Source organism: Flavobacterium xylosi, from assembly GCF_042787345.1.
GTDB classification, from domain to species: domain Bacteria; phylum Bacteroidota; class Bacteroidia; order Flavobacteriales; family Flavobacteriaceae; genus Flavobacterium; species Flavobacterium xylosi.
Map to the genome: position 1 here is coordinate 168,228 of NZ_JBHZPZ010000003.1, position 12,072 is coordinate 180,299.

Consider the following 12,072-nt stretch of genomic DNA (forward strand, 5'->3'; position numbering starts at 1 on the left):
AAGATGAAAAAAATATTTATACCCATAACTTTAGTGGCTGTTGCGCTGCTTTCTACTAATTGTTCTAATGATTTTATAGAAGTTGCTCCCACAGAAAACATAGCCGAAGCCGATTTATTAACAATTTATAATAATAATGATGGAGCAAAAAGCTTTGTCACGGCTGTTTATAGCAACGCATTAAGCTTTAGCGCAAGCTCTTTTTCATGGAACGGATTAACCAGCATGACCTCAGATGATGCTGATAAAGGATCAGATCCAGGAGATACAGGAGCAGATAAAGACAAGTGTGATGCACTTACTTTAGATGCTACTTCGCTATCCGTTCAAGAAGTTTTTGAAACGAATTTTCAGGGGGTAAGCAAGGCTAATATTGCCCTAAATTACCTTCCTAAATTAGACAAAGCGGATGCAGCAGTAATAGCACGATTAACAGGTGAGGCTAAATTTCTTCGCGCTTTGATATATTTCAATTTGGTAAGATGTTATGGCGGTGTGCCAATTGTGGATCATGTTCCAGTGCCATCATCTGCTGCAGATACTGATATGACATTGACGAAAAAAACAAAAGCAGAAGTGTATGCTTTTATTCAAACAGATTTATTAGCTGCAATTGATGCTTTACCTGAAAAATCTAGTTATGCAATTTCTGATTTGGGTAGAGCAACTAAAGGTGCTGCTCGCGCTTTATTGGCAAAAGTATATTTATACCAAGGTAATTGGCAAGGTGTAAAAGACCAGTGCGCTGCTGTTACCGGTTATAATTTAGTATCTAATTATGCTACAATTTGGAGAGAAGTTGGGGAAGACAGTGTTGAATCTATCTTTGAAATCCGTGGTTACGGGGGAAATCCGTCTCAAGGGATTGAAGGTTATATGGTTTCTCAAGGAGCCAGAGGAACGAGTGGCTGGGGTTGGGGTTTCAATACGCCTACTGTAGGATTAACTAATTCTTATGAAGCAGGTGATGTGAGAAAAGACGCCACAATTATTTTCGCTGGTGAAACCATGTGGGACGGAAGAATAGTTTCTCCGCTAGTTGCTAACCCACGATACAATGAAAAAGCATATGTTAGTAACACTGCTGAAACATTTAATGGTGACTGGGAAACCACAAAAAACATACGTGTTTTACGTTATGCAGAAGTTTTGTTGATGCAAGCAGAAGCTGCTAATGAAAGTGGAAACGGTGATGTAACTGGTCCATTGAATAAAGTAAGAAACAGAGCTGGTTTAGCAAATACAACTGCAACGGGACAAGTTGGATTGAGAGCTGCAATTAGAGCTGAAAGAAGACATGAGTTGGCTTTTGAGCATGACAGATGGTTTGATATCGTAAGAACAGGTCAAGCAAAATCAGTTATGGCTGCCGATGGAAAAACTTTCGTGGAAGGAAAACATGAATTGTTTCCTTTACCTCAGAAATTTATTACTCAGGCAGCTGGTAAATCTATCCAGAATCCAGGATATAATTAACAATAGCTACAGCTTTGCTCTTTCTTTTTGAAAGCGTTAAAGTTTGTAGGAACTCTATTATACACAATAAAACAAAATCTAAAATGATAAAATTTTCAATTTTAGTTATGCTTTTTTCTTTTCTTGGATGTGACTCTTCTAGTTCAACTTCAAGTGGTGGTGCGGTAGTTACTCCTCCAGTTGTTGTTCCCCCGGTAGTAAAATTATCTGATGAAGAATTAATAGATTTGGTTCAAAAGCAAACCTTCGCCTATTTTTGGAATTATGCTCAAACTAATTCAGGAATGGCAAGAGAACGCTATATTCCTCAAGATCCAAGTTTTGACCAGAATATTGTCACAACAGGCGGTTCTGGTTTTGGTTTGATGGCTATTGTTTCGGCAATGTCCCGTGGTTATATTACCAAAGCACAGGGCGCAGAACGTCTTAATAAAATTGCTAATTTTCTGACTACTGCTGAACGTTTTCATGGCGCATGGCCGCATTGGATAAATGGGACTACAGGTCGTGTTATTCCTTTTGGAACTAAAGACAACGGCGGCGATTTAGTAGAAACGTCTTTTTTAGTGGCTGGAATGATAACCGTTCGCGAATATTTTAAAAACGGAACAACCGAAGAAAAAGCAGTAGCCCAAAAATTCGATGAGTTGTGGAAAGGAGTGGACTGGCAATGGTACACTAACAATCAAAATATGTTGTTCTGGCATTGGTCTCCTAATTACAATTGGGAAATGAATTTTCCACTGGAAGGCTACAATGAATGTTTGATTACGTATGTTATGGCAGCAGCTTCGCCAACAAATCCAATTGCTCCGGCAGCTTATCATGAAGGCTGGGCAAGAAGCGGTGGTATTGTTTCGGCTAAAACCAAATACAATTTACCTTTGATTTTAAAACACAATGGAGCCGAAGAATTTGGTGGCCCTTTATTCTGGGCACATTATTCTTATTTAGGTTTAGATCCAAATCTGTTGACTGATAAATATGCCAATTATTGGGATTTGAATTCCAATCATACTAAAATCAATTATTTATATTGTGTTGCGAATCCAAAGAGTTATAAAGGCTATGGTCCAAATTATTGGGGCTTAACCGCATCGTATTCCAGAAATACAGATGGGTCGATTGCTTATGACGCGCACATGCCAAGCAATGATAAAGGGATTATTTCTCCAACAGCAGCAATAAGTTCCATTGTTTATACACCAGTAGAATCGAAAGCATTGATGCGAAATTTATATGAAAATCATAAAACAGATACATGGGGCGTGGCGGGATTTTATGATGCTCATAGTCAGCAGTATCAATGGACAGCGCAACGTTATTTGGCGATTGACCAAGGACCGGAAATGGTTATGTTAGAAAATTATCGTTCGGGATTATTATGGCAATTGTTCATGAATGCTCCCGAGGTGAAACAAGGTTTAATTACTCTTGGTTTTCACTCTGGTAAATATGGATTCTAATTAGAATTTAAAAAAAATTATAAAAATTAAAAATATTAAATATGAAAAATAATATAAAAATATTCTGTCTGAGTGCTGTATTTTCGATGCAGTTTTTAGCAAGTTGTAATGATAATGTCGACAGCAATGAGCCATTGGATTACCCACCAGTTGGGGCTTACAATACTTCTGATGAAGTAAATGCTACAAATTTAATTGCTAAATGGAGTTTTGAAAATAGTATAGCTGACTCTAAAGGAGGCTTAACTGGAACAGGCAAAAATGCAGCTTACACGGCAGGTGCTAAAGGGCAGGCGTTTCAAGGTTCTAAAGCTCAGGAACGGTATGCAGTTTATAATAATGCTACAGCGGTTGGTGCACTAAGTAGTTTCAGTTTTAGTTTTTGGATGAAATCTGGTCAAACCGTTCCTGATGGTGGTGCCCCGGGACAAGGAAAAGGGATTCAAGGAATATTTTCCTTGGTAAATCCAGCAGGTTTTTGGGGAGGATTAAACTTGTTTCTTGAAAATCCCGATAATGCCAGACCCAATACGCTTCGTTTAAAAATGGGAATTGAAAACAAAAGAGTAGCCTGGGGTGGACAAGGCCCAATTTTCAATATCGAAGGAGCAATTGATACTTGGATTCAGGTTGTTTTAACCTATGATGCCGCCACAGCGAGATATACCGTTTATAAAAATGGAGAGAAAGGAACCAACAGTATTTATGGAACGCCATATGGTCCTTTTACCAATTTAAATGGTTCATGTATTCTTTATGGTGATAATCCAGGGGGACCTGATGGAAGTAACGGAAATCCGAACAGCGCTCCTTTATATGGTGCCTTAGTTTTTGCTACACCAAATTTATCTCAGTTGGTTATTGGATCGAATCAATTCAGCACTTCACCTTCATTAACAACTACACATGGAGATGAAGGTTGGGCAACAGATTATGCCGGTTTATTGGATGAATTTAGAATCTATAAATCTGCTTTGACTTCATCTGAAGTTAATGCTTTGTATAAATTAGAAAGTACAAACAGATAGTATTTAATTATAAAAACAGATAGTAAAATTACCTGATATCTGTTTTTTTAATATTTTTTAAATGAAAAAAAAGCTTCTTTTTCTATTTTTAATTTTAAGTCAAATTTCCTTTTCCCAATCATATGTTAATGGTAAAATAAAAACCGAAATCGTTGAGAAACACGAATTAGTTTATGTGTTACACATTCCGGCAAATACCAAAGAGAAAAAACCACTGATTATTTTTCTTCATGGTTCGGGAGAAAAAGGAACGGATATCGAAAAAGTAAAAGTTCACGGTCCCTTCAAATACATCAAAACTCACGAACTCGATGCGTATATTCTAGCGCCACAATGTCCGGAGAATGAATATTGGAATGAAGAATTATTGTATCGATTGATTTTAAAAATTCAAAAAGAAAATAATATTGATGCCAACAGAATTTACTTAACGGGTTTGAGTATGGGAGGATGGGGAGCTTGGAATCTTGCTTTTGCACATCCCGAAACTTTTGCGGCTTTGGTTCCAATTGCAGGATTTGTAGATAGAGTTCCGATGATCGAAGACTGTAAAATCAAGAACATTCCTACCCGAATTTTTCATGGTTTGCTAGATGATGTTGTGAATGTTGATTATGCAATTACCATTTATAAAAAATTAAAAACCTGTAATGCCAATGTTGAACTAACCATCTTCGATGATGCGGGACATGATAGTTGGTCTAAAGTATATGACAGCCAAGAAATTTATGATTGGATGTTTAAACAAATAAAAACAGATAACAAATGAAAACGAAACTAATTATGCTGCTCTTGGCCTTTTCACTTTTTGGCTACAGCCAAAAAAAGGCAAAAAAGACAGTTAAAATAAAACCCAAAACCGAATTTGTAGCCGAATTAATGTCGAAAATGACTCTGGATGAGAAAATAGGCCAATTGAATTTGCCTACTTCAGGCGATATCACAACTGGAGCTGCCAATAGTTCAAATGTGGCTAAAAATATTGAAGAAGGTAAAGTTGGTGGTTTATTCAATATTAAATCGGTTCAAAAAATTAAAGAAGTACAAAAGATTGCAGTCGATAAAAGCCGATTGAAAATCCCATTACTTTTTGGAATGGATGTCATTCATGGTTATGAAACGACTTTTCCTATTCCGCTTGGATTGTCTTGTACTTGGGACATGAAACTGATTGAAAGAAGTGCTCAAATTGCAGCTCAGGAAGCCAGTGCAGATGGAATCAACTGGACTTTTTCCCCTATGGTTGATATTTCTCGTGATCCGCGTTGGGGTAGAGTTTCTGAAGGTTCAGGAGAAGATCCATATTTGGGAAGCCAAATTGCAAAAGCAATGGTGCATGGATACCAAGGAGATGATTTGTCAAAAAATAATACGATTTTATCGTGTGTGAAACATTTTGCGTTGTACGGTGCGCCGGAAGCGGGACGTGATTACAATACCGTTGATATGAGCAGAATAAAAATGTATAATGATTATTTTCCTCCATACAAAGCGGCTGTTGATGCAGGTGTTGGTTCAGTGATGGCATCTTTCAATGAAATTGACGGAATTCCTGCCACTGGAAACAAATGGTTGATGACTGATGTGTTGAGAAAACAATGGGGTTTTAAAGGGTTTGTAGTTACTGATTTTACCGGAATTCCTGAAATGATTGAACACGGAATGGGCGATTTGCAAACCGTTTCTGCGTTGGCTCTAAATGCCGGAATTGAAATGGACATGGTAGGCGAAGGTTTCCTTAAGACTTTAAAAAAATCACTGGATGAAGGAAAAGTTAGTATGGAACAAATTGATAATGCCGTTCGACTGATTTTGAATGCCAAATATGATCTGGGATTGTTTGAAGATCCTTACAAATATTGTGATGTAAAAAGAGCAAAAACAGAAATTTTCACAAGCAGTAATAGAGCTGAAGCCAGGAAAATTGCTGTTCAATCTTTGGTTTTACTTAAAAATCAAAACCAGTTGCTTCCTTTGAAAAAATCAGGAACTATTGCTGTGATTGGACCATTGGCTGATGCCAAAGAAAATATGGCGGGTACTTGGAGTGTTGCTACTAATATGCAAACATCGGTTTCATTAGTAGCAGGAATCAAAGAGGTGGTTGGGAATAATACAAAAGTGCTTTACGCCAAAGGAAGTAATTTAGATTATGATGCGGCTTTCGAAGAGAAAGCAACCATGTTTGGTAAAACCTTACACCGCGACAGCAGAACCAAAGAAGAATTATTGGCGGAAGCTTTGAAAATTGCTAATCAATCGGATATAATTGTTGCAGCTCTTGGAGAATCTGCTGAAATGAGTGGAGAAAGTAGCAGCAGAACTAACTTATCTATTCCACAGGCTCAAAAAGATTTATTATCTGAATTACTTAAAACAGGAAAACCGGTCGTACTCGTTTTATTTACAGGACGTCCATTAGTTTTAGTTCAGGAAAATGAAACCGTGCCAGCTATATTGAATACTTGGTTTGCAGGAAGTGAAGCTGGAAGTGCTATCGCCGATGTTTTGTTTGGGAACGAAAATCCGTCCGGAAAATTAACGGCTACTTTTCCGAGAAGTGTTGGTCAAGTACCTATTTATTACAATCAAAAAAATACAGGAAGACCGTTAGCAAACAAAGAAGGAAAGTTCGAAAAATTCAGATCTAATTATATCGACGAAAGAAATGAACCTTTATTTCCTTTTGGTTTTGGATTGAGTTACACCACATTCGATTATTCAAATTTGAAAATTTCATCCGATAAAATGAACTTCACTGAGAATGTAAACGTTACCGTTGATGTGACCAATACCGGTAATTATGATGGTAAAGAAGTGGTTCAATTGTATATACGTGATATGGTGGGTTCAGTTACAAGACCACTAAAAGAATTAAAAGGTTTTCAGAAAATAATGCTTAAAAAAGGAGAAATACAAACGGTAACCTTTGAAATTTCTGTTGAAGAGTTGAAGTTTTATAATTCTGATTTACAATTTATTGCTGAGCCTGGTGCATTTCAAATTTTTGTTGGCACTGATTCTAATGCAGAGAAGAAAGTTAGTTTGGAGTTGATTGAATAAATTTGGTTTGTTTATTTTGAGATTCGCCCTTCGATATTTAATATCGAAGGGTTTTTTTTAACAAATGAATCGTATTTGTTAAATGTAACATTATAAAAAAGCCGCTATTTTATTTACTTTTATCAATCTAAAAAAACTATTAAAAATGAAACAATTATTATCACTTTTTCTTGTCTTTGCTATAAGTATGCTGAGTGCCCAAAGCGTTCAATCTCCTTCTGGTAAAATTGTAGTTAATTTGAAATTGGTAGGAGATGGCCAACCAACTTATTCGGTAAATTACAAAGACAAAGCGGTAGTTTTGGAAAGTGCTTTGGGAATAAAATTAAAAGAAAAACCGGCTTTAGATGCTAAATTTGAAATTGTAGGTTCAAAAAATGCGCCTTTCAATGAATCATGGAAACCAGTTTTAGGGGAGCAATCTAATATTGTTAACCACTACAATGAGCTTACAGTGTCTCTTACTCAAAAAGAGACCCATGTAAAAATGAATATCATTTTTAGAGCTTTTGACGAAGGTATTGCTTTCAGATATGATTTTCCAAAACAAGCTGATTTGAATTATTTTATCATTTCTGATGAAGTTACTCAATTTAATTTAAAAGAAAACAATAAAGTATTCTGGATTCCTGGGGATTTTGACAGTAATGAATATGAGTATAATGAAACAAAGCTTTCAGAAATTGATAACTCTAAAATAAACATGAATAATGGTATTGGAGTAAAATCAATTCCAGGAAAATATGTGGTGCAGTCTCCTTTGATGATGAAATCACCATCGGGTTTGTATCTTAATGTTTTTGAGGCTGCAGTAGTTAACTATCCGGTAATGCATTTGAATGTAGATGTCAATAATTATAAATTAACAGCTCAATTGGTTCCTAATGCCATCGGTGACAAAGCTTATTTGCAAACGCCTTGTGTGTCTCCTTGGAGAACTATTATGATAAGCGATGATGCCAGAGATATAGTTGGGTCTAAAATGATTTTGAACTTAAATGAGCCTTCTAAAATTGATGACACTTCTTGGATAAAACCAATGAAATATGTTGGAATTTGGTGGGAAATGCATGTTGGGAAATCGACTTGGGATTATGCAGGTTCGCAGAATGCAACTAATTTTGCAGATGCGCCAAAAGCTTCTGGAAAGCATGGAGCAACGACGGAAAACACCAAAAGATATATTGATTTTGCGTCCAAAAATGGTTTTGATGGTGTATTGGTAGAAGGTTGGAATGTGGGTTGGGAAGACTGGAATGGAAACTGGAAAGAAGAAGTTTTTGATTTTGTAACACCTTACCCAGATTTTGATATTGCGGCTATTTCGGCTTACGCTAAATCAAAAAACGTGAAAATGATTATGCATCATGAAACATCAGGCTCTGTTGCTAATTATGAGCGTCATTTAGACCGTGCTTTCGAGAATATGGTGAAATACGATTATACTGCGGTAAAATCAGGTTATGTAGGTAAAATTATTCCGCGTGGTGAATTTCATGACGGACAAACGATGGTCAATCATTTCAATTTTGTTGCCAGACGTGCCGCTGATTATAAATTGATGATTAATTCCCATGAATCTTCAAGACCAACAGGCTACGGAAGAACATATCCAAATTATATTGCTGCCGAAGCGGCTCGTGGTAATGAGTTTAATGCATGGAGTGTGGGAAATCCACCAATGCACGAAACAATATTGCCTTTTACCAGACTTTTAGGAGGACCAATGGATTATACTCCTGGAATTTTTGAAATAAAAATGAGTCATTATGACAAAGGCAAAAGCGAGCAAGTTCATACAACATTAGCAAAACAATTGGCGTTGTATGTGACTATGTATTCTCCATTGCAAATGGCGGCTGATTTACTTGAAAATTATGAAAAGTATCCGGATGCTTTTCAGTTTATAAAAGACGTAGCAGTAGATTGGGATGAAAGTAAATATCTTCAAGCGGAACCTGGAGATTATTTAACGATTGTAAGAAAAGCAAAAGGTAAAGAATCTTGGTTTCTGGGAGCTATCACGGATGAAAATGCCAGAAAGACAGAAATAAAACTACATTTCCTTACTAAAGACAAAAAGTATAAAGCTATTATCTATGAAGATGCAAAAGATGCCGATTGGAAAAAGAATCCTATCGCTTATAAAATTAAAACGATGATTGTCACAAACAAATCGAAAATTAATTTGAATTTAGCACCAGGCGGAGGAACAGCAATAAGTTTCGAACCAATTAATTAAAAAGTCAAATCCTGCAAGTCTAAAATCGTGCAGGATTTTTTTTTGATTTTTTATTAAATAATTATGTAGGAATGTCGAACTTGCAAGGCAAATAAATAACTAAAAGTTAATATAATTTTTGAATCACAATCTATAAACGCATGAGAAAAACAACATTTTTAGCAGTATTATTTTTTAATGGAATTACTCTTTTTGCTCAAACAAATGATGAGCAAACCATCAAGGCTATTTACAAATCATCACTAACCAATTCAAAATGTTATTCTTGGTTGGATTATTTATCCAATAAAATCGGGGCTAGATTATCAGGTTCGGCTAACGCTGAAAAAGCGGTTCAATACACCAAAGCACAATTAGAAACATTAGGACTTGACAGCGTATATCTTCAGGAAGTGATGGTTCCGAAATGGGTTCGTGGGGAAAAAGAAACCGCTTATATTCAAGATAAAAAAACTAAAATAAATGTTCCTGTTTGTGCTTTGGGAGGATCTATAGCTACACCAAAAAACGGACTTACTGCTGAAGTAATTGAAGTGCAAAGCATTAAAGAATTAGAAACTTTAGGCAATAAAGTAAAAGGTAAGATTGTGTTTTTTAACAGACCGATGGAACCGGAAAATATTGAAACATTTACTTCTTATGGCGGTTGTGTTGATCAACGATATGCCGGAGCAAAAGAGGCTTCTAAATTTGGTGCTGTGGGTACAATCGTTCGTTCTATGAATTTACGATTGGATGATTTTCCACATACTGGAGCACAAAGTTATGGTGATATTGCAAAATCACAATATATCCCAACTGCAGCGATTAGCACAAATGGAGCTGAATTATTGAGCAAATCTTTAAAAGGCAATCCTAATTTGAAATTCTATTTGAAAATGTCATGCCAGCAAATGGACGATGAGTTGTCATATAACGTCATTGGAGAAATTAAAGGAAGCGAACATCCTGAAAATATTATGGTTGTAGGCGGACATCTTGATTCTTGGGATTTAGCCGATGGTTCCCATGATGATGGAGCAGGAGTTGTGCAAAGTATGGAAGTGATAAATATCTTTAAAAATTTGGGTTACAAACCAAAAAACACCATCCGTGTAGTACTTTTTATGAATGAAGAAAACGGAGGCAGAGGTGGAAAGAAATATGAAGAATTGTCTCAAACCAATAAAGAAAACCACATTTTTGCTTTAGAAAGTGATTCAGGGGCATTCAGTCCAAGAGGATTTTCTTTTGAGGCGGATGATGCTAATTTTAATAAAATAGTAAGTTGGAAAAATCTATTTGAACCTTATTTAATACATAGTTTTGTAAAAGGACATAGTGGTTCAGATATTGAGCCGTTAACGTCTAAATCGATTGTAAAAGCAGGTTTAAAACCAGATTCGCAGCGCTATTTTGATTACCACCACGCTTTAAATGATAAATTTGACGCAATCAACAAAAGAGAATTAGAATTGGGAGCTGCAACTATGGCTTCATTGATGTACTTGATGGATCAAAATGGGATTGAGATTGTAAAGTCTAAAATCTAAAACAAAAAATAAATAACAAGGGTACTAAGAAGGTGCTAAATTCTCAATATTTAAAAGAAATTGTGAATTTAGCACCTTCATTTATTTTGCTTTCAACTGCAATTCGGCCACCTAAACTAGTGATGTGGTTGTAAACTAAATATAATCCTATACCGTTACTGTCAATGTTACTGTGGAATTTTTCATATAATCCAAAAATCTTATCTTTCACTTTATCCATATCAAAACCGAGGCCCTCATCATAAAAAATTAATTGATTAACTCCATTTACTATTTTAGATTGTATAGTAATAACAGGTACATGATGTGGCTTTGCGTATTTAATTGAATTGGTTAATAAATTTAAAAATATACTTTTCATATACGCTTTGTTAAAACGAATATTCTCAAAAACTGAAAAATCAACATTGATAATTGCTTTTGAATCATGTACTAAGGAATTTATGGAGCCGAGTACTTCGTTAAGTGATTCGTTTAAATTTATTTCTTCGATTTGGGTATTTATGCTCTCATTTTCAACTAATTCATCAATAGAATCGTTTAAAGTTTGTTTTAAATTTTCACTTGTTAATTTAAGAAGATTTATTAATTCTAATGTTTCCGGATCATTGATTTTAGAAACATCAATAAGACTAAAAACCGAAAGCATATTATTAATAGGAGACTTTAAATCATGAGATGTTTTATGTGATAAAACGGTAAGTTCCTTATTGATTTGTGTAAGATGGGCAAGAAGTAAATTTCGTTCTTCTTCCACTTTTTTTTTATGAGTGATGTTCTTGGCAATCGCATAAATTAGTTTATCATCTTCAACAGGCATTGATGTCCATGATAACCAAACAATTGCTCCTCTTTTAGTTAAGTACCGATTTTCAAAATTTAAAAGAGGCTTGTTTTTATAAACCTGTTCTCTTGTTTCAAGGGTGATTTTAAGGTCTGGCTCATAAACAAAACTAGCAATAGGCGAAGCATATAATTCCTCCTCTGAATAACCTAAAGCTTTTGAAACGGCGGGATTTATTCTCTTGAAATACCCGTCAAATCCAGCAATACAAATAAAATCAGCTGAGATATTAAAAAAATTATCGAAGTGATATGCCCCTTCTGAATCAGGATTTACTTTTTTTATAGTCATTCTTTTATTTACATTATATTTTAAGAGATTATATTTCGAATTTAGCGTTAAATTTTCTTTTTTCATTAAATTATTTTTAAAATTTTAATTTAACAATTTATATATCAGAAATCGAATGTTTTTTTACATT

Annotated in this window: 8 protein-coding genes; 7 read left to right on the plus strand and 1 reads right to left on the minus strand. The window is 35.2% G+C overall.

Annotation, left to right across the window (positions count from 1 at the left end; genetic code table 11):
* Window positions 1-3: 3 nt before the first annotated feature.
* The 7 genes from ACFX5E_RS03500 (at window position 4) to ACFX5E_RS03530 (ending at window position 10,807) form a co-directional block, all read left to right on the plus strand.
* Window positions 4-1,476 carry a RagB/SusD family nutrient uptake outer membrane protein gene (locus ACFX5E_RS03500; RefSeq protein ID WP_379853783.1) on the plus strand — a complete coding sequence of 491 codons (1,473 nt, stop codon included), beginning with the start codon at window positions 4-6 and terminating at the stop codon, window positions 1,474-1,476.
* 83 nt (window positions 1,477-1,559) lie between these two features.
* Window positions 1,560-2,942 carry a glucoamylase family protein gene (locus ACFX5E_RS03505; protein WP_379853784.1) on the plus strand — a complete coding sequence of 461 codons (1,383 nt, stop codon included), beginning with the start codon at window positions 1,560-1,562 and terminating at the stop codon, window positions 2,940-2,942.
* A 41-nt stretch (window positions 2,943-2,983) separates the two neighbouring features.
* Window positions 2,984-3,970 carry a hypothetical protein gene (locus ACFX5E_RS03510; RefSeq protein WP_379853785.1) on the plus strand — a complete coding sequence of 329 codons (987 nt, stop codon included), beginning with the start codon at window positions 2,984-2,986 and terminating at the stop codon, window positions 3,968-3,970.
* A 61-nt stretch (window positions 3,971-4,031) separates the two neighbouring features.
* A complete protein-coding gene (locus ACFX5E_RS03515; RefSeq protein WP_379853786.1) occupies window positions 4,032-4,739 on the plus strand; it encodes a carboxylesterase family protein in 708 nt (235 codons plus the stop codon).
* Window positions 4,736-7,033, plus strand: coding sequence for a beta-glucosidase BglX (gene bglX / locus ACFX5E_RS03520; protein ID WP_379853787.1), 2,298 nt, complete (start codon window positions 4,736-4,738; stop codon window positions 7,031-7,033). The genes ACFX5E_RS03515 and bglX overlap by 4 nt, the downstream gene beginning before the upstream one ends.
* Before the next feature lie 145 nt (window positions 7,034-7,178).
* The gene (locus tag ACFX5E_RS03525; RefSeq protein WP_379853788.1) at window positions 7,179-9,275 is read left to right on the plus strand and encodes a glycoside hydrolase family 97 protein; all 2,097 of its coding nucleotides are present in this window, start codon (window positions 7,179-7,181) and stop codon (window positions 9,273-9,275) included.
* Window positions 9,276-9,415: 140 nt separating this feature from the next.
* Window positions 9,416-10,807, plus strand: coding sequence for a M20/M25/M40 family metallo-hydrolase (locus ACFX5E_RS03530; RefSeq protein WP_379853789.1), 1,392 nt, complete (start codon window positions 9,416-9,418; stop codon window positions 10,805-10,807).
* Window positions 10,808-10,850: 43 nt separating this feature from the next.
* On the opposite strand, the gene ACFX5E_RS03535 is transcribed toward ACFX5E_RS03530, so the two are convergent.
* Window positions 10,851-12,008 carry a PAS domain-containing sensor histidine kinase gene (locus ACFX5E_RS03535; protein ID WP_379853790.1) on the minus strand — a complete coding sequence of 386 codons (1,158 nt, stop codon included), beginning with the start codon at window positions 12,006-12,008 and terminating at the stop codon, window positions 10,851-10,853.
* Window positions 12,009-12,072: the final 64 nt, after the last annotated feature.

Excerpts from the sequence above, each read along its gene's own strand:
- ACFX5E_RS03505 (WP_379853784.1), top strand. The coding sequence starts at position 1,560 with ATGATAAAATTTTCAATTTTAGTTATGCTTTTTTCTTTTCTTGGATGT.
- ACFX5E_RS03500 (WP_379853783.1), top strand. The coding sequence starts at position 4 with ATGAAAAAAATATTTATACCCATAACTTTAGTGGCTGTTGCGCTGCTT.
- ACFX5E_RS03535 (WP_379853790.1), bottom strand. The coding sequence starts at position 12,008 with ATGAAAAAAGAAAATTTAACGCTAAATTCGAAATATAATCTCTTAAAA.
- ACFX5E_RS03510 (WP_379853785.1), top strand. The coding sequence starts at position 2,984 with ATGAAAAATAATATAAAAATATTCTGTCTGAGTGCTGTATTTTCGATG.
- bglX (WP_379853787.1), top strand. The coding sequence starts at position 4,736 with ATGAAAACGAAACTAATTATGCTGCTCTTGGCCTTTTCACTTTTTGGC.
- ACFX5E_RS03525 (WP_379853788.1), top strand. The coding sequence starts at position 7,179 with ATGAAACAATTATTATCACTTTTTCTTGTCTTTGCTATAAGTATGCTG.
- ACFX5E_RS03530 (WP_379853789.1), top strand. The coding sequence starts at position 9,416 with ATGAGAAAAACAACATTTTTAGCAGTATTATTTTTTAATGGAATTACT.
- ACFX5E_RS03515 (WP_379853786.1), top strand. The coding sequence starts at position 4,032 with ATGAAAAAAAAGCTTCTTTTTCTATTTTTAATTTTAAGTCAAATTTCC.